The sequence below is a fragment of the Reyranella humidisoli genome (genome assembly GCF_019039055.1).
Taxonomy (GTDB): Bacteria; Pseudomonadota; Alphaproteobacteria; order Reyranellales; family Reyranellaceae; genus Reyranella; species Reyranella humidisoli.
Genome location: NZ_JAHOPB010000001.1, coordinates 1,382,519 through 1,398,824 on the forward strand (window position 1 = coordinate 1,382,519; position 16,306 = coordinate 1,398,824).

General features: G+C 67.4%; 19 protein-coding genes. 13 read left to right on the top strand and 6 right to left on the bottom strand.

The features are described from left to right. The 8 genes from KQ910_RS06725 (at position 1) to rho (ending at position 6,404) form a co-directional block, all read left to right on the top strand. A complete protein-coding gene (locus tag KQ910_RS06725; RefSeq protein WP_216957693.1) occupies positions 1-741 on the top strand; it encodes a sulfite exporter TauE/SafE family protein in 741 nt (246 codons plus the stop codon). 13 nt (positions 742-754) lie between these two features. After that, the gene (gene coaBC, locus KQ910_RS06730) at positions 755-1,981 is read left to right on the top strand and encodes a bifunctional phosphopantothenoylcysteine decarboxylase/phosphopantothenate--cysteine ligase CoaBC (protein ID WP_216957694.1); all 1,227 of its coding nucleotides are present in this window, start codon (positions 755-757) and stop codon (positions 1,979-1,981) included. Positions 1,982-2,018: 37 nt separating this feature from the next. Beyond that, the gene (gene dut / locus KQ910_RS06735) at positions 2,019-2,501 is read left to right on the top strand and encodes a dUTP diphosphatase (RefSeq protein WP_216957695.1); all 483 of its coding nucleotides are present in this window, start codon (positions 2,019-2,021) and stop codon (positions 2,499-2,501) included. A 16-nt stretch (positions 2,502-2,517) separates the two neighbouring features. Next, positions 2,518-2,979: an RrF2 family transcriptional regulator gene (locus KQ910_RS06740; RefSeq protein ID WP_216957696.1), complete on the top strand. Its 462-nt coding sequence runs from the start codon at positions 2,518-2,520 to the stop codon at positions 2,977-2,979. Positions 2,980-3,015: 36 nt separating this feature from the next. Continuing rightward, positions 3,016-3,450: a carboxymuconolactone decarboxylase family protein gene (locus KQ910_RS06745; RefSeq protein ID WP_068195818.1), complete on the top strand. Its 435-nt coding sequence runs from the start codon at positions 3,016-3,018 to the stop codon at positions 3,448-3,450. A 3-nt stretch (positions 3,451-3,453) separates the two neighbouring features. Further along, a complete protein-coding gene (locus KQ910_RS06750) occupies positions 3,454-3,927 on the top strand; it encodes a GNAT family N-acetyltransferase (RefSeq protein WP_216957697.1) in 474 nt (157 codons plus the stop codon). Continuing rightward, positions 3,924-4,838, top strand: coding sequence for an NAD(P)-dependent oxidoreductase (locus KQ910_RS06755; protein WP_216957698.1), 915 nt, complete (start codon positions 3,924-3,926; stop codon positions 4,836-4,838). Before KQ910_RS06750 ends, KQ910_RS06755 begins: the two co-directional genes overlap by 4 nt. Positions 4,839-5,024: 186 nt before the next feature. Continuing rightward, positions 5,025-6,404, top strand: a complete 1,380-nt coding sequence (gene rho / locus KQ910_RS26680; RefSeq protein WP_229600346.1) for a transcription termination factor Rho — start codon at positions 5,025-5,027, stop codon at positions 6,402-6,404. Between the two features lie 144 nt (positions 6,405-6,548). Here the strand turns inward: rho and KQ910_RS06770 are convergent, their stop codons facing one another. The 5 genes from KQ910_RS06770 to KQ910_RS06790 are packed head-to-tail and all read right to left on the bottom strand — an operon-like array spanning position 6,549 to position 10,806. Continuing rightward, positions 6,549-7,757, bottom strand: coding sequence for an MFS transporter (locus KQ910_RS06770; protein ID WP_216957699.1), 1,209 nt, complete (start codon positions 7,755-7,757; stop codon positions 6,549-6,551). Continuing rightward, positions 7,754-8,173: a PaaI family thioesterase gene (locus KQ910_RS06775; RefSeq protein WP_216957700.1), complete on the bottom strand. Its 420-nt coding sequence runs from the start codon at positions 8,171-8,173 to the stop codon at positions 7,754-7,756. The genes KQ910_RS06770 and KQ910_RS06775 overlap by 4 nt, the downstream gene beginning before the upstream one ends. Before the next feature lie 2 nt (positions 8,174-8,175). Continuing rightward, positions 8,176-9,066, bottom strand: a complete 891-nt coding sequence (locus tag KQ910_RS06780; RefSeq protein ID WP_216957701.1) for a shikimate dehydrogenase — start codon at positions 9,064-9,066, stop codon at positions 8,176-8,178. After that, positions 9,063-9,662 (bottom strand): Maf family protein, encoded by a 600-nt coding sequence (locus tag KQ910_RS06785; RefSeq protein WP_216957702.1) that lies wholly within the window; start codon positions 9,660-9,662, stop codon positions 9,063-9,065. The genes KQ910_RS06780 and KQ910_RS06785 overlap by 4 nt, the downstream gene beginning before the upstream one ends. A gap of 4 nt (positions 9,663-9,666) precedes the next feature. After that, positions 9,667-10,806 carry a PQQ-dependent sugar dehydrogenase gene (locus KQ910_RS06790; RefSeq protein WP_216957703.1) on the bottom strand — a complete coding sequence of 380 codons (1,140 nt, stop codon included), beginning with the start codon at positions 10,804-10,806 and terminating at the stop codon, positions 9,667-9,669. A 114-nt stretch (positions 10,807-10,920) separates the two neighbouring features. Here KQ910_RS06790 and KQ910_RS06795 point away from each other — a divergent pair, with 114 nt between their 5' ends. The 3 genes from KQ910_RS06795 to dnaQ all read left to right on the top strand — a co-directional run bounded on the left by KQ910_RS06795 (position 10,921) and on the right by dnaQ (position 13,427). Next, positions 10,921-11,898, top strand: coding sequence for a quinone oxidoreductase family protein (locus KQ910_RS06795; protein ID WP_216957704.1), 978 nt, complete (start codon positions 10,921-10,923; stop codon positions 11,896-11,898). 156 nt (positions 11,899-12,054) lie between these two features. Continuing rightward, a complete protein-coding gene (gene coaE, locus KQ910_RS06800; protein ID WP_216957705.1) occupies positions 12,055-12,717 on the top strand; it encodes a dephospho-CoA kinase in 663 nt (220 codons plus the stop codon). A 26-nt stretch (positions 12,718-12,743) separates the two neighbouring features. Next, positions 12,744-13,427, top strand: coding sequence for a DNA polymerase III subunit epsilon (gene dnaQ / locus KQ910_RS06805; RefSeq protein ID WP_216957706.1), 684 nt, complete (start codon positions 12,744-12,746; stop codon positions 13,425-13,427). A gap of 313 nt (positions 13,428-13,740) precedes the next feature. Here the strand turns inward: dnaQ and secB are convergent, their stop codons facing one another. After that, a complete protein-coding gene (gene secB, locus KQ910_RS06810; RefSeq protein ID WP_216957707.1) occupies positions 13,741-14,262 on the bottom strand; it encodes a protein-export chaperone SecB in 522 nt (173 codons plus the stop codon). Positions 14,263-14,436: 174 nt separating this feature from the next. Here secB and KQ910_RS06815 point away from each other — a divergent pair, with 174 nt between their 5' ends. Further along, complete coding sequence (locus tag KQ910_RS06815) at positions 14,437-15,255, top strand: gamma-glutamyl-gamma-aminobutyrate hydrolase family protein (RefSeq protein ID WP_216957708.1); 819 nt, start codon at positions 14,437-14,439, stop codon at positions 15,253-15,255. A 4-nt stretch (positions 15,256-15,259) separates the two neighbouring features. Further along, complete coding sequence (gene gtdA / locus KQ910_RS06820) at positions 15,260-16,303, top strand: gentisate 1,2-dioxygenase (RefSeq protein WP_216957709.1); 1,044 nt, start codon at positions 15,260-15,262, stop codon at positions 16,301-16,303. Positions 16,304-16,306: the final 3 nt, after the last annotated feature.

Genomic DNA, 16,306 nt, shown 5'->3' on the forward strand with positions numbered 1-16,306 from the left:
GTGACGACCGACCAGATCGTCATCGGCCTCGCGATCTTCCTGCTCGCCGGCACCGTCAAGGGCCTGGTGGGGCTCGGCCTGCCGGCTATTTCGATCGCCTTGACGTCGCTGTTCCTGCCGCTGTCGGAGGCGATCGCGCTGATCGCCCTGCCGACCATCGTCACCAACGTCTGGCAGGCGGCGGTCGGCGGCCATTTCTGGCACATCGTGCGCCGCCAGTGGCCGCTCATGCTGCCGCTCACGGTCGTGCTCTATCTCACGGTCTGGCTGATCGGCCAGAAGGGCCCCGACTGGGCCTTCGTCGTGCTCGGCACCGTGCTGATCATCTACGCCGCCCTCGGCCTTTTCCGCATCCGGCTCACCATCCATGCCGATCTCGAGAAGCCGCTGGCACCGGTCATCGGCGTGGTCTCGGGCTTCGTGGCGGGGCTGGTCGGGGTGCCGATCGTCCCCCTGATGCCCTATCTCCAGGGCCTCGACATCAAGCCGGTCGAGCTGGTCCAGACGCTGGGCGTCGTCCTGTGTGCCACGTCGCTCACCCTGACGGCGTCGCTGCTGTTCTTCGGCGTGCTCGACGGGCCGCGCGCCATGGTCTCGGGTGCCGCGGTCCTGCCGGCCCTCGGCGGCATGTGGCTCGGCCAGCGCATCCGCTCGCGCCTTTCGGTCGAGCAGTTCCGCCTGGCCGTGTTCTGGGCGCTGCTGGCCACCGGCCTCTATACTGTCGCCACCCGCCTCTTGTGATAGGCTCAAGGCCATGTTGCACGGCAAGCGTATCCTGCTGATCGTCGCGGGCGGAATCGCGGCCTTCAAGTCGGCGGAACTGATCCGGCTCCTGCGCGGGCGCGGCGCCTCGGTGCGTTGCGTTCTCACGGAAGCGGGCGCGAAGTTCGTGACGCCACTCACCTTGCAGGCTTTGTCCGAGGACCGCGTCTACGGCGACATGTTCTCGCTGACCGACGAGAGCGAGATGGGCCACATCCAGCTTTCGCGCGATGCCGACCTGCTGGTTGTGGCACCGGCCACCGCCAACATGCTGGCCCGCATGGCGGGTGGCCTGGCCGACGATCTTGCCTCGACCGTCCTGCTCGCAACGGACAAGCCGGTGCTCGCGGCGCCCGCGATGAACGTGCGCATGTGGACCCACGCCGCGACCGTGGCCAACGTCGAGACGCTGAAGAAGCGCGGCGTCAGCTTCGTCGGACCCAACGACGGCGCCATGGCCTGCAACGAGCACGGCCCCGGCCGCATGTCGGAGCCGGCCGAGATCGTGGCCGCCATCGAATCTCTGCTGGTGCGCGACCGGCCCCTCGCTGGCAAACGCGCGCTGGTGACCTCCGGCCCGACGCGCGAGGCGCTCGACCCGGTGCGCTTCATTTCCAACCATTCCTCGGGCAAGCAGGGCCACGCCATCGCCGCCGCGCTGGCTGAACTCGGCGCCGACGTGACGCTGGTGAGCGGGCCGGTCGCCGTGCCCGATCCGCACGGCGTGAAGGTCGTGAAGATCGAATCGGCCGACCAGATGCTGGCCGCCTGTCTTGACGCCGGCGCCCTCGACATCGCCGTCTGTGCCGCCGCCGTCGCCGACTGGAAGGCGGCCCGGCCGGCCACCGGCAAGATCAAGAAGAAGGCGGGCGCCCCGCCGCCGGCCCTCGAACTGGCGCCCAATCCCGACATCCTGGCGACGCTGTCCAAGGCCGGCCCCAAGCGGCCGGCGCTGGTGGTGGGCTTTGCCGCCGAGACCGAGAACGTGGTGGCCAACGCGATCGACAAGCGCATCCGCAAGGGCTGTGACTGGATCGTCGCCAACGACGTGTCGCCGGCCACCGGCACCTTCGGCGGCGAACGCAACACGGTTCACCTGATTACCGCCGCCGGCACCGAGGACTGGCCGCCGCTGGGCAAGGGCGATGTCGCGGGCCGCCTTGCCGGCCGTATCGCACTTCATCTGGCGGAAGCGGCCAGGAAGCAGGCGGCGGAGTGATCGGGTCCAGCGCAGGCGGGCATTTGACGGGGGAACGATGAAGGGCGTCGAGAGCATCGAGATCGAGGTGGTGCGGTTGCCGCATGGTCGCGACCTGCAGCTTCCCGACTACGCGACGGCCTCGGCCGCCGGCGCCGACCTGCTGGCCGCCATCGACCAGGACATCGAGCTCGGGCCGCTGGAGCGGAAGATCGTGCCGACCGGCATCTCGATCGCGCTGCCGGTGGGATTCGAGGCCCAGATCCGGCCGCGTTCCGGGCTGGCGGCCAAGCATGGCGTGACGGTCGCCAATGCCCCCGGCACAATCGATGCCGACTATCGCGGCGAGGTCGGCGTGATCCTGATCAATCTGGGCAAGGAGCCTTTCCGCATCGAACGCGGCATGCGAATTGCACAGATGGTCGTTGCACGCCATGCCCGTGCCGTCTGGCGAGAGGTCCCGGCCCTCGACGAGACGGCCCGCGGCGCGGGCGGCTTCGGATCGACAGGGGTCGTGACCGGCTCGAGCAAGAGAGCCTGACAGGGACGAGAACGGGATGCCTCGCCTCAGCAAGAAGACGATGTTCGCGATCGAGGCGGTCCTCGACGTGGCCTTCCACGTCGGCGAGCACCCGGTGCGCAGCGGTGACATCACCGAGCGCCAGCGTATTCCCAAGCGCTATCTCGAGCAGGTTCTTCAGCATCTGGTGCGGGCCGGCATCCTGGCCGGCAAGCGCGGTCCCCGCGGCGGTTATCGCCTGGGACGGGACAGATCGACCATCACCCTGGGGGAAGTCGTGAGGGTGGTGCGCAATCTCGAAGTCGAGACCGAGCCCAGCGATCCCTCGATCGGCTCGCCGCTGGCCCACGAGGTCGTGTGGCCGCTGTGGGAGAAGCTGCGCGAGGAGATGATGGCGCAACTCGACCGCGTGACCATCGAGGATCTCTGCCAGCAGGCCCGCTCGAAGGGGCTCAACGTTTCGGAAACGGCACAGCACGCAGGCCACGCGACGATCTGATATACAGCTCCCCGGTTTCATCCGGAGGAGCAAGACATGGCCAAGAAGACCGCCGTTGCGAAGGCTAAGAAAGCCAAGCCGCTGCCGCGCAACAAGAAGCTCTACGACGAAGGCATGAAGATGCGCAAAGCCGTGCTTGGCGCGGCCTACGTCGACAATTCGCTGGCCGGCGCGGCCAACGACGAATTCATGATGGCCTTCCAGGACATCACCACCGAATATTGCTGGGGCTATGCCTGGACGCGGCCGGGCCTGTCCAAGAAGAACCGCTCGATGCTGAATCTCGCCATGCTGGCGGCACTCAATCGCGGCCCCGAGCTCAAGCTCCACATCAACGGCGCGCTGAACAACGGCCTCACCAAGGACGAGATCAAGGAGATCTTCCTCCAGGTCGCGATCTATTGTGGCATCCCCGCCAGCCTCGACGCCTTCAAGACCGCCAGCGGCGTGTTCAAGGACCGCGGCATCTGAGCCATGGCCGAGGTCCGGCCGGCACGGGCCGGTGAGGCGGCCAGCCTCACCGCGCTCTGCCTGCGTTCGAAGGCACACTGGGGCTACGACGCGGAGTTCATGCGGCTCAGCGCTCGCACGCTGAAGGTGCACGAGACCGACATCGCCGCCGGCCGCGTGCTGGTCGCGGCGGACGGCGGCGACCGGCCTCGCGGCGTGGCCTGCGTCCAGGGGGAAGGCGAAGTCGTCGATCTCGCCGACATGTTCGTCGACCCGCCGGCCATCGGCAGCGGCGCCGGCCGACTGTTGTTCGACGCTTCTGTCGTGCTGGCGCGGGGGCTCGGTGCCCGGCGCATGACCATCCTGGCCGACCCGAACGCTGCTCCGTTCTATGAGCGGATGGGCGCGCGCTTCCTGCGAAACGCGCCGTCCGACGCCATTCCCGGGCGGCGGCTGCCGCTCTATGAATACGATCTCACTGCAAGGGTTGAACCATGACGACGACGCTCGCGCCTCCCGCCACCATCGCTTTCATCGGTCTCGGCATGATGGGCCGCCCGATGGCGAAACGCCTGATCGAGGCGGGCTTCACGCTGCGCGTGTTCGACGTCTCGCAGAAGGCGGTCTCCGATTTCGTCGGCGCCCATCCCTCGGCGCTGGCCACCGCCTCGGCGAAGGCCGTGGCCCAGGGTGCCGCGGCGCTGATCACCATGCTGCCCGACGGCAAGATTGTGCGGCAGGCCGTGCTCGAAGGCCAGGATCCCGCGATCGAGGGGCTGGAGGCTGGCGCGGTTGTCATGGACATGAGTTCGTCCAATCCGGTCGACACGCAGAAGCTGGCGCGCGACCTCGCGGCGCGCGGTGTCGCGCTGCTCGATGCGCCGGTGTCGGGTGGCGTGAAGCGTGCCATCGACGGCTCTCTCAGCATCATGGTGGGCGGCGCGGCCGCTGACCTCGAACGCACGCGCCCCGTGTTCGGCGCCATGGGCAAGACCATCACGTTGTGCGGTCCCGCCGGCGCCGGGCATGCTCTGAAGGCGCTCAACAACTATCTCTCGGCCGCCGGCCTCGTCGCCATGTGCGAGGCGCTGGTCGTCGGCGAGGCGTTCGGCCTCGACCCCGGCACGATGGTCGATGTGTTCAACACCTCGACCGGCAAGAGCAACGCCACAGAGGTCAAGGGTCGGCAGTTCGTCGTGCCGCGCAACTTCTCGGCCGGTTTCACGACGGCGCTGATGGCCAAGGACCTGCGCACCGCGGGCGACGTGGCCAGGCATCTCAAACTCAAGATGCCGCACCTCGAGCAGGCGGTGTCGTACTGGACGGCGGCCGACGGCAAGCTGGGCAAGGGCGCCGATCACACCGAGATCTTCCGCTACGCCGAGATGCTGGCCGAGCAGGACGACTGAGGCTGCCGGCCCTTTGACAGGGCGGGGGCCTGCCCCTATAAAATTGCCGCACGGGACCCTTGGCGTCGTCTCCCCGGCGGCAACTCGATAGGGCCCATCCAGTACGATACAGCGCTGTTTTCCAAGGCTCGACCGACCCGGTCGGGTCAAGCGCGTGCGTCATTTCCCCCACAAGATCGAAGACCCATGAATCTCCAGGACCTCAAGAAGAAGAAGCCTCCCGAACTCCTCGCATTCGCCGAAGAGCAGGGCGTCGAGGGTGCGGCGATGATGCGCCGCCAGGAGCTGATGTTCGCCATCCTCCAGAAGATCGCCGCCGCCGACCAGGCGATCTTCGGCGTCGGCACCATCGAGGTGATCCCCGACGGCTTCGGTTATCTCCGCTCGATGGAAGCCAACTACCTGCCTGGCGCCGACGACATCTACGTCAGCCCCCAGCAGGTCCGTAAGTTCGGCCTGCGCACCGGCGATACGGTCGAAGGCGAGATCCGCGCGCCCAAGGACGGCGAGCGCTATTTCGCCATGGTGCAGATCAACAAGATCAACTTCGACGATCCCGACGCGCTGCGCCACCGCATCAACTTCGACTCGCTGACGCCGCTCTATCCCGACGAGAAGCTGAAGCTCGAACTCGACGGCGGTGCCGCCGCCATGGCGCCGGTCGTCACCGAGGAAGCGGTGGGCGGTTCGAAGGCGACTTCGTCGGGCCGCGTCGGCACGCGCCGCACCGGCACGCTGACCAAGAAGGCCGGCACGACGGCGCAGCAGCAGCTCGACATCTCGACCCGCGTGATCGACCTGATCGCGCCGATCGGCAAGGGCCAGCGCGCCCTGATCGTGTCGCCGCCGCGTACCGGCAAGACGGTGCTGCTGCAGAACATTGCGCACGCCATCACGGCCAACAATCCCGAGGTCTTCCTCATGGTGCTGCTCGTCGACGAGCGCCCCGAGGAAGTGACCGACATGCAGCGCACCGTGAAGGGCGAGGTCGTGAGCTCGACCTTCGACGAACCGGCCAGCCGCCACGTCGCCGTCGCCGAAATGGTGATCGAGAAGGCCAAGCGCCTGGTCGAGCACAAGAAGGACGTGGTGATCCTGCTGGATTCCATCACGAGGCTGGGTCGCGCCTACAACACCGTGGTGCCGAGTTCCGGCAAGGTGCTGACCGGCGGTGTCGACGCCAATGCGCTGCAGCGCCCGAAGCGCTTCTTCGGCGCGGCCCGCAACGTCGAGGAAGGCGGCTCGCTGACCATCATCGCGACCGCCCTGATCGACACCGGCAGCCGCATGGACGAAGTGATCTTCGAGGAGTTCAAGGGCACCGGTAACTCGGAAATCATCCTGGACCGCAAGGTCTCCGACAAGCGCACCTTCCCCGCGATCGACATCACCAAGTCGGGCACCCGCAAGGAAGAGCTGCTGGTCGATCGCGCGACGCTGTCGAAGATGTGGGTGCTGCGCCGCATCCTCATGCCGATGGGTGCGGTGGATGCCATCGAGTTCCTGCTCGACAAGCTGCGGACCTCGAAGACCAACCAGGATTTCTTCGGGTCGATGAATCAGTAACGCGCCTTCAGAGGCGCGGGTGGGCGGCAGCGCTTGTAACCAAGCGCGAGTCAGGCGCTGTAAACAGCGCCGACCCACACGGCCCAGAACGGACAAGAACTCAAAAGAGCGCCGCACCCCGGCGCTCTTATCTTTTGGGAAGACCTACGGCAGATCCCGAGCCTCCCGGCTCATGGCAAACCACGCCCAGGCAACCGCCTGAATCACCAGCAGCGCCACCGTCACGACCTGATACGCCTCGGCGCGTGCCAGCCCCTGCGTCGTCTCCATCCAGGCCAGTGCCGGCCCGATCGCCGCCTGCACCACGAAGGCGATCAGCATGCAGATGAGGTTGAGCGTGGTGTTCACCCGGCCGGCCAGTCCGGGGGCGAAGGCCCGCGTCACAAGCGCGTAGCAGACGACCGTCATGCCACCGAACATCACGTAGGTGAACCACAGGAGCTTGGGTATCGCCGTGACGTTGAGCGCGATCGGCACGTGGATGGCGAGGAACAGCAACCCGTAGACCAGCAGCACGCGGCCGCCGCGCACGCCGCGCCTGTGCAGCAGGTCGACGATCATGCCGCTGAAGAAGTAGCCCGGCACGATGGCGATGGAGAGGGCGAACAGTGCGACGCCCACCGAGGGCTCGTCGAGATGCGCCACGTCGCGCAGCCAGCCCGCGGCCCAGAAGCTGGTGTAACAGACCCAGACGCCCAGCGAGAAGGTGGGAGCGAGGCCCGCGCGCCAGAAGAGCGGCGCCCGCAGGACGCCCATCAGGCCGCGCAGCTCGTCCGCCAGCCGGCCCTTGCCGCCGCGTTCGTAGGCGGGTGCGGCAAGGAGCTGGTAAATCGCCACCGCGACCGTGATGCCGGCGAGGCCCAGGAAGACCTGTCGCCAGTCGAAGTCGACCAGCAGCCATTGCGCCGGCCGTGTCGCCATGGCGGCGCCCAGTCCGCCGAACGTCATCATGACGGCGTTGACCAGCGGCAGCCGACCGAGCGGCCAGTAGAGGACGTTGGCCTTGAACCCGCACATCAGGGCGACCGAGAGGCCGAGCCCGATCAGGGCGCGGCCGATACCCAACGTGACGACATCGTGCCCCAGTGCGAAGACGGCGGCGCCCAGCGCCGTGACGAGCAGCATGACCGGTGCCACGCGGCGCGGCCCGAACCGGTCGAGCGCCACGCCGGCCGGCAGTTGGGCGAGCACGAAGGTCGCCAGATACATCGAGGTCACGATGCCGATGGCCGCATCGTCGAGGCCGAGCTCGGAACGCAGCGCCGGCGCCACCACGGCGTTCAGCGAGCGGAACAGGAAGCTCAGGAAGTAGCCCAGCGCAAACGGCAGGAACGCCGTGAAGACGAGCTTCAAGTACGATCGCCCGTCCGCGCGAAGACCGCGCTCGCATGCACGATGCGCTCCTCGCCGACTTTCAGGTAGCAGTTCGCGAAGGCGAGCCGGCCGCCGACCTTGTGGACGTCGACATGGGCCTCGACCCAGTCGCCGATCTTCGCGGAACCGGCGAAGTCGGTCTTCACGCTGGCGGTGACGATGAGCGGCGAGGGCGTCTGGCTCCGTGTCGTGCGATAGCCCAGCGAGATGTCGCACAGGGTCATGAGGATGCCGCCGTGCGCCACGCCGCGCGCGTTTGCGTGCTTCGGCTGGATGCGCAAGCCGACGACGAACGTGCCGTCGCCGATCTCGCGATAGAAGAACGGCCCGTTGTGGTCGAGGAACGGGCTGGTGCGGAACAGCGGCTTGAAGCCCTCCGGCGGATCGCTCTGCATGGTCATGCTCCGAGATCGGCGGCGACGGCGCGGCGCTGCTCAACCGTGACGTCGACCTTCGGGCCGAACCAGGCCTCGAAGCCCGGCCGGCCCTGATGCAGCAGCATGCCGAGTCCGTCGACGCATCGGTTGCCGCGTGAGCGCGCGGCCGCCAGCAGGTAGGTCTCCAGCGGCACATAGACGATGTCGTAGACCACCGCCTCGTGCGGCAGTCTTGCGAGGTCGATGTCGAGACCGGGCTGGTCCTTCATGCCGAGCGAGGTCGTGTTGACCAGCAGGGTTGCCCCATCCAGCAGTTCGCTGCGCGCGTCCCAGGAGCCGACCACGATGCGCTGGCCACCCGTGGGCGTGAAGGCGACGCCGAGATCGACCGCGGTCTCGCGCGTGCGATTGGCGAGCCGCAGTTCCGGGACACCCGCGTCGATCAGGCTGGCCACGACGGCCCGCGCGGCGCCGCCGGCGCCGAGCACGACCACCGGACCGGTGTCCGCCATCCAGTGCGGGGCGTTGTATTTCAGGGCTTCGAGGAAGCCGAACCCGTCGGTGTTGCGGCCTTCGAGCGTGCCGTCGGCCTGCTTCACGACCGTGTTCACCGCCCCGATCCGCCGGGCCACCGGATCGATGCGGTCGAGCAACGGCATGATCTCGATCTTGTGCGGCAGCGTGAGATTGCAGCCGCGCGCGTTGGGCGTCGCGCGCAGGAAGGCGACCAGCTCCTGGAGCGCGGCCTGGTTTGGCTTGACGGGCAGGCGGCCGTAATGAGCGTCGATGCGATGCTGTTTCAGCCAGTAGCCGTGCAGTGCGGGTGAGCGCGAATGCTCGACCGGCCAGCCGACGATGGCGGCGAAGGGCCGGCCGGCGGCTTCGGCGAGAAGCGTGTCGTATGCGCTCATGCGGCTTTCTCCAGGCCGATGCCATGTCCGGCGAGGAACGAGAGCAGTGGCAGCAGTGGTAGGCCGAGGATGGTGAAGTAGTCGCCCTCGACCTTCGTGAAGAGATGCGCGCCCACGCCTTCGAGCTGGTAGGCGCCGACAGACGTCAGCACCGCGTCGCCGGCCCGTGCGAGGTAGGCGTCGAGGAACGCATCGTCGAGCGACCGCATGGTGAGGCGCGCATGCTCGTTGCTGTGCCACAGCCTTCGGCCGCCCCTGGCGACGACGACCGAGGAATGAAGTTCGTGCGTCTGGCCGCCCAGCGCCTGTAGCTGCGTGCGCGCCGCCGCCATCGTCGGCGGCTTGTCGAACAGCCGGCCGTTGCAGGCCAGCGTTGAATCCGCGCCGATCACCATGGCGCCGGGGTTCCGCTCGGAGACGCGCTGCGCCTTCAGTTCGGCCAGCGTCTCGGCGATGTCCCGCGGCGTGGCCTTCTCGGCCGCAAGGCTGAGCTTCACCTCGTCCTCGTCGACGCCGGAGGTTTCGACGGTGAAGTCGAGGCCGGCATTCTGCAGCATCTGCCGGCGCGAGAGGCTGGCGGAGGCGAGGATCAGCATGGTTCTACGCAGGCTCCAGGCGATAGAGGCCGCCACTGTCGGTGTGAGTGACGAGGTAGATGAGGCCGTCCGGCCCCTGACGAACGTCGCGGATATAGGGAAGCACGTCGACGAGCAACCGCTCCTCGCCGACGTACTTGTCGCCGTCGAGTTCGATGCGATGCAGAGCGTTGTCGGACAGGGCGCCGGTGAAGACCGAGCCCCTCCAGCCGGGGAAGCGGTCGCCGTCATAGAAGGCGAGTCCGCTCGGCGAAATCGACGGCACCCAGACGCGCACCGGATCTTCCATGCCGGGAAGACTCTTGTTCGGGCTGATCGTCGAGCCGCTGTAGTCGATGCCGTGGGTGGCCAGCGGCCAGCCGTAGTTGGCGCCGGCCTTCAGCAGGTTCAGTTCGTCGCCGCCACGCGGCCCGTGCTCGGCCAGCCAGATGCGTCCGGTGCCGGGGTGCATGGCCATGCCCTGCGGATTACGATGGCCATAGGTAAAAATCTCCGGCCGCGCGCCTGCACGGCCGACAAATGGATTGTCGGGTGGGATCGAGCCGTCGTCGCGCAGCCGCACGACCTTGCCGCCGAGATCGGCCAGGTTCTGGGCGCGCTGCATCTGGTAGCGCTCGCCGCAGGTGACGTAGAGGAGGCCCGCCTTGTCGAAGACGATGCGCGAGCCGAAATGCAGACCGCCGGACGTGCGCGGCAGGGCCTCGAAGATGCGCTGCAGGCCGACCAGCGCATTGTTGCGGAATTCGGCCCGCGCCAGCACCGTCGCCGCGCCGCCGTCGCCCTCGCCGGAATAGGTGAGATAGAGCAGGGAATTGCGGGCGAAGTCGGGGTGCAGGCAGACGTCGAGCAGGCCGCCCTGGCCGCGCGCATAGACCTTTGGCAGACCGCCCACCGGCGCCCGTTCCAGCCGGCCGTTGGCGAAGATGCGCAGCCGGCCCGGCCGCTCCGTGATCAGCATCCGGCCGTCGGGCAGGAAGGCCATGCCCCAGGGCTGTTCGAGGTCGAGGGTGAGCATCCTGAGGCTGTAGGACGCCTTCGTGCTGCGCTGGACCTGCTGCGCCCGCACGATGGCCGGGCTCGCCAGTACCGCGCTGGTGGAGGCGGCGAGAAGGCCGCGGCGTCCGATGAGGAGCTTCCTGGGCATAAACTCTCCTGACGAAGGCCGCGCCGGGCTGGCGCCTGAAAGGCCGGTCACTATACTCGACGCCCGCAAGCAGGCGACGTTCCTCGGTCGCCGCTGCAAGGGGAGAAATTTCAGATGTCCAAGTCCATCCTGATTCACGAAAACGGCGGCCCGGAGAAGATGAAGTTCGAGGACGTCGAGGTCGGCAAGCCCGGTCCCGGCCAGGTCAAGCTGCGTCACACCGCGATCGGTCTCAACTTCATCGACGTCTACACCCGTTCGGGCCTCTACCAGACGCCGATGCCGAACGCGGTCGGCCGCGAGGCGGCGGGCGTCATCGTCGAGGTCGGCCCCCGGGTGAAGGGTTTCCGCAAGGGCGACCGTGTCGCCTATTGCGGCGTGCTGGGCGCCTACTGCCAGGAGCGCGTGATGGGCGTCGACCAGCTCGTGCAGGTGCCGAAGGGCGTGAGCGACGAGCAGGCCGCGGCGATCATGCTGAAGGGCATGACGACGGAGTACCTGGTCGACCGCACCGCCAAGGCGTGGCTGAAGAAGGGCGATACGATCCTGTTCCATGCCGCCGCGGGTGGCGTCGGGCTGCTGTTCGGCCAGTGGGCCAAGGCCCGCGGCTACAAGGTCATCGGCACGACCTCGTCGCCCGCGAAGGCCGCGCTGGCGAAGAAGAACGGCTACAAGTGGGTGATCGACTACACCAAGCAGGACATCGTGGCCGAGGTGAAGAAGATCACCAAGAACAAGGGCGTGCCGGTCGTGTTCGACGGCGTCGGCAAGGACACCTGGGCGGCCTCGCTCGACTGCCTGCAGCCGCGCGGCCTGATGGTCTCGTTCGGCAACGCCTCGGGCGCCGTCGCACCGATTCCGATCGGTATCCTCAACGCCAAGGGCTCGCTCTACGTCACGCGCCCCAGCCTCGGCGCCTACACCGCCACCCGCGCCGACCTCGAAGCCAGCGCCCGTTCGCTGTTCAAGATGGTGAAGAGCGGCAAGGTGAAGATCTCGATCGACCAGCACTACCCGCTGGCCGAAGCCGCGCAGGCGCACATCGACCTGGAGAGCCGCAAGACCACCGGCCAGACGGTCCTGGTTCCGTAGAGCCCAACAAAGCCTCACCCTGAGGAGCGCTCCGGAAGGAGCGCGTCTCGAAGGGTGGGCACGAGCACCGCGTCTGTTGCCCATCCTTCGAGACGGCCGCTGCGCGGCCTCCTCAGGATGAGGTAGTGGGGGCACCTTGAGACGGAAAGACTCTAGATGGTCATCGTCGGACTGACCGGTTCGATCGGCATGGGCAAATCAACCGCAGCGACAATGCTGCGGGAGATGGGCGTGCCGGTGTACGACGCCGATGCCGCCGTCCATACGCTGCAGGCACCGGGCGGCGCCGCGCTGCCTGGTATCGAGGCGGCGTTCCCCGGCGTGGTGAAGGCGGGCGTGCTCGACCGTCAGGCGTTGGGCGCACGCGTCTTCGGCAACAAGGAGGCGCTGCGCCGGCTGGAAGCGATCGTGCATCCGCTGGTCCATCGCATGCAGCGCGCCTTTTTGCGGCGCGCGGCGCTGGCCGGCGAAAAGCTCGTTGTGCTCGATATTCCGTTGCTTTTCGAGGGGCTGGGCGACCGGCGCGTCGATGCCACGCTGGTGGTGAGCGCACCGGCCTTCCTGCAGCGCCGCCGCGTCCTGGCCCGCCCCGGCATGACCGCCGACAAGTTCGAAGGCATCCTGCGCCAGCAGGTGCCGGACGCGCTCAAGCGCCGCAAGGCCAGCCTCGTGATCCCGACCGGCATGGGGCTGGCGCCGACGCGCGCCGCGCTCGGTCGGGCGGTCGCGGAGTTGCGCGGCCTGCACGGCAATTTCTGGCCGTCCAATCCGTGGCGGGAGAAATTCACAGCCCGGCTCGCGCGCGCGCGTCGCAAGTAGGCGGGCACTTGCGCTAAAAGATCGGGATGCGTGAAGTCGTCCTCGATACCGAGACCACGGGCCTCGATCCTCTCGCCGGCAACCGCGTGGTCGAGATCGGCTGTATCGAGCTGGTCAACCTCGTGGCCACCGGCCGCTCGCTGCAGCTCTACCTCAACCCCGAGATGCCGATGCCGGCCGGGGCGCAGGAAGTACACGGGCTCTCCGACGAGTTTCTGGCCGACAAGCCGCTTTTCGCCGACAAAGCCGAAGAGCTGCTCGAATTCCTGGGCGATGCTCAACTCGTCATTCACAACGCACAGTTCGACCTGGGCTTCCTGAACGCCGAACTCGCGCGCGTCGGCAAGCCGAAGCTCACGAATGACTATGTCGACACCGTCTCGATGGCGCGGCGCAAGTTTCCCGGCCAGCGCGCCAGCCTCGACTCGCTGTGCGACCGGTTCGGCATCGACAACACCAAGCGCACCAAGCACGGCGCCTTGCTCGATTCGGAACTGCTGGCGGAAGTCTATCTGGAGCTGAGCGGCGGCCGGCAGCGCGATCTCGGCCTCGCGCCGGAGATGGCCGCGGCGGGCGTCCAGGGCATCATGGCCCAGACCCTGACCCTGCGGCCGCCGCGCCCGCACACGGCAAGCGCGGCCGAACTGGCCGCGCACGCGGAATTCCTGAACAAGATCAGCGAACCGATCTGGCTCAAGGTCGAAGGCTAGAGTCTTTCCGACGTGGATTGAACTGCTGGAAATCAGGATCAATTTCTTCCCCCTTCAGAGGGGGAAGTGCCCCGTCATACGGGGCGATGGGGTCATGGGGCGTCGCAAAGCCTATGACCCCTCCGTCGACGTAAGACGTCGACACCTCCCCATTTGAATGGGGAGGCAATTCTACTTCGCTCGGGAGAAAGCTAGTTTTCCTCCGTCCGTTCGACGGAGCGCATCGCTGATGAGTAAGGATCCTTCGCTGCGCTCAGGATGACACCTCTTGTGTCATCCCGAACGAAGTGAGGGATCCTTGTCGGCGGTCGCCTCAGGCGTGGCCGACCGGGCCGGACTGGATGCCGGGCGCCTGGCCGCCATTGGCTTCGAGCTGCTGGCGATAGAGCGCCACGAAGTCGACCGGGGCGATGTTGAGCGGCGGGAAGCCGGCCTCGCGCGTGGCGTTGGCCACGATGGCGCGGGCGAACGGGAAGAGCAGGCGCGGCGTCTCGATGAAGAGCATCGGCCCCGTCGCTTCCGGCGGCAGGTCGCCCAAGGTCACCGTGCCGGCATAGATCAGCTCGAGCATGAACAGTGGCTCTTTCTCCGGCGTATGCGCGGAGGCCTCGATGGTGATCGACACCTCGAAGGTCTTGGCGTCGAACTGGCGGTTGGCCACCTGCACGTTCAGCGTGAGCTGCGGCTGCGTCTGCTCGATCAGGCTCTGCGGCGCGCGCGGGTTCTCGAAGCTGAAGTCCTTGATGTACTGGCCGTGCATGGTCAGCGGCGCGGCGGGACCGGCCTGGGCGGTCTGGCCGGAGGGCGGGGCGGACGGCGGAGGGGTGGTCGTCATGGCGCTCTTTCCGATGTTTCTGGCGAATGGACGGGGCAAATCTTGCCGCGGCGCGGCGGTACCATGCAGGGCTGCACTGCACAAGCTGCGGGCAGGTTCAGGCACCGGGCAATTGCCAAGATGCGGCGCGGCGGCGACAATGAAACCCCCGCTATTTGCACGCTCCGGCAGACTATGAATCGCTCGTCTTCGCGCCCCCTGATCGGTGTTTCGGCCTGTCTCAAGGAAAACGGACGGGGCGGCTGGCATCACACCGTGGGCGAGAAATACGTCCAGGCGGCGCTTCGCGCCGTCGGCGGCCTGCCGGTCCTGATCCCCGCCATCGGGCCGGAATTCGGCGACGACGAGCCGGGCTTCCTGGAAGCAATGGACCGCTTGCTCGACAGTCTCGACGGCGTGCTGCTGACCGGCAGCCCCTCCAACGTCGAGCCGCATCACTATGGCAAGCAGAGCCGCGAGGGCACGCTGCACGACCGGGCGCGCGATTCCACGACCCTGCCGCTGATCCGGCACACGATCGACCGCGGCGTCCCGCTGTTCGCGATCTGTCGCGGTCTTCAGGAGGTGAACGTCGCGCTGGGCGGCTCGCTGCACCAGCATGTCCACGAGGTCGAGGGCCGGCGCGATCATCGCTCGCCCAAGTCGCCGGACATGGACGTGAACTATGCGCCGACCCACGACATCGACGTGACCGAAGGCGGGATGCTGCAGCGCCTGCTGGGCGAGAAGCGCGTGCGCGTGAATTCGCTGCACGCGCAGGGCGTCGACGTGCTGGCGCCGCGCGCGCGGCTCGAAGCGACCTGCTGCGAAGACGGACAGGTCGAGGCGTTGAGCGTGCCGGATGCGCCGGGCTTCGTGCTCGCGTTGCAATGGCACCCCGAATACAAGGCGCTCGAGAATCCGGTGTCGATGAAGCTGTTCGACGCCTTCGCCGCCGCCTGCCGCGCCCGAATGATGGCTCGTTCGGGTCCATTGCTGCGCGCCGCCGAGTAGCAGCATGTCCGCGTCGACGACGGGCAACAACGCGCGGCGCGATTTCTACGAACGCATCGGCGGCCTCTCGATGGCGCCGCTGTGGGAATCGCTGCACCAGCTCGTGCCGCCGCAGCCGGCGCCGAAGTACCGGGCCGCGCACTGGGACTACGACAGGGTGCGGCCGTTCCTGATGGAATCGGGCTCGCTGATCACGGCGAAGGAAGCCGTGCGGCGCGTGCTGATCCTCGAAAACCCGGCGATGACCGGCAGCGCCTGCATCACGCCCACCCTCTATGCCGGGCTGCAGCTCATCCTGCCGGGCGAGGTTGCGCCCAGCCATCGTCACACCCAGTCGGCGCTGCGCTTCATCGTAGAAGGCGAAGGTGCCTACACCGCGGTCGATGGCGAGCGCACGATCATGCACGAGGGCGACTTCGTCATCACGCCGACCTGGACCTGGCACGATCACGGCAACGAATCGTCGAAGCCGATGGTGTGGCTCGACGGGCTCGACATCCCGCTGGTCGCGATGTTCAACGCGGGCTTTGCCGAGAACGGCGAGACCGACGAGCAGGTCGTGACGACGCCCCAAGGCACGTCCGACGCGAAGTATGCCAGCGGCCTGCTGCCGGTGGACTGGAAGCCGGCGAAGCAGACCTCGCCGATCTTCAACTATCCCTATGCGCGCACGCGCGAGGCGTTGCAGGGTCTCGCCAAGGCCGGCGCACCCGACGCCTGCCATGGCTACAAGCTGCGCTACGTCAATCCGGCGAGCGGTGGCGCGCCGATCGCCACGATGGGCACCTTCATGCAGCTCCTGCCGAAGGGTTTTACGACATCGCCCTATCGCTGCACCGACGGCACGGTCTTCTCGGTCGTCGAAGGTGACGGCGAGAGCACGATCGGCGACACGGTGATGCGCTGGAAGAAGCGCGACCATTTCGTCGTGCCGAGCTGGGCCAGGGTCGAGCATCGCGCCGCCAGCGACGCGGTCCTGTTCTCGTTCTCCGATCGCCCGATCCAGGAAAAACTCGACCTGTGGCGCGAGGATCGCGGCGGCAAGTAGCGA

Excerpts from the sequence above, each read along its gene's own strand:
- dut (WP_216957695.1), top strand. The coding sequence starts at position 2,019 with ATGAAGGGCGTCGAGAGCATCGAGATCGAGGTGGTGCGGTTGCCGCAT.
- KQ910_RS06755 (WP_216957698.1), top strand. The coding sequence starts at position 3,924 with ATGACGACGACGCTCGCGCCTCCCGCCACCATCGCTTTCATCGGTCTC.
- coaE (WP_216957705.1), top strand. The coding sequence starts at position 12,055 with ATGGTCATCGTCGGACTGACCGGTTCGATCGGCATGGGCAAATCAACC.
- KQ910_RS06745 (WP_068195818.1), top strand. The coding sequence starts at position 3,016 with ATGGCCAAGAAGACCGCCGTTGCGAAGGCTAAGAAAGCCAAGCCGCTG.
- rho (WP_229600346.1), top strand. The coding sequence starts at position 5,025 with ATGAATCTCCAGGACCTCAAGAAGAAGAAGCCTCCCGAACTCCTCGCA.
- KQ910_RS06775 (WP_216957700.1), bottom strand. The coding sequence starts at position 8,173 with ATGCAGAGCGATCCGCCGGAGGGCTTCAAGCCGCTGTTCCGCACCAGC.
- KQ910_RS06815 (WP_216957708.1), top strand. The coding sequence starts at position 14,437 with ATGAATCGCTCGTCTTCGCGCCCCCTGATCGGTGTTTCGGCCTGTCTC.
- KQ910_RS06750 (WP_216957697.1), top strand. The coding sequence starts at position 3,454 with ATGGCCGAGGTCCGGCCGGCACGGGCCGGTGAGGCGGCCAGCCTCACC.
- dnaQ (WP_216957706.1), top strand. The coding sequence starts at position 12,744 with ATGCGTGAAGTCGTCCTCGATACCGAGACCACGGGCCTCGATCCTCTC.
- KQ910_RS06795 (WP_216957704.1), top strand. The coding sequence starts at position 10,921 with ATGTCCAAGTCCATCCTGATTCACGAAAACGGCGGCCCGGAGAAGATG.
- KQ910_RS06740 (WP_216957696.1), top strand. The coding sequence starts at position 2,518 with ATGCCTCGCCTCAGCAAGAAGACGATGTTCGCGATCGAGGCGGTCCTC.
- KQ910_RS06780 (WP_216957701.1), bottom strand. The coding sequence starts at position 9,066 with ATGAGCGCATACGACACGCTTCTCGCCGAAGCCGCCGGCCGGCCCTTC.
- secB (WP_216957707.1), bottom strand. The coding sequence starts at position 14,262 with ATGACGACCACCCCTCCGCCGTCCGCCCCGCCCTCCGGCCAGACCGCC.
- coaBC (WP_216957694.1), top strand. The coding sequence starts at position 755 with ATGTTGCACGGCAAGCGTATCCTGCTGATCGTCGCGGGCGGAATCGCG.
- gtdA (WP_216957709.1), top strand. The coding sequence starts at position 15,260 with ATGTCCGCGTCGACGACGGGCAACAACGCGCGGCGCGATTTCTACGAA.
- KQ910_RS06790 (WP_216957703.1), bottom strand. The coding sequence starts at position 10,806 with ATGCCCAGGAAGCTCCTCATCGGACGCCGCGGCCTTCTCGCCGCCTCC.
- KQ910_RS06785 (WP_216957702.1), bottom strand. The coding sequence starts at position 9,662 with ATGCTGATCCTCGCCTCCGCCAGCCTCTCGCGCCGGCAGATGCTGCAG.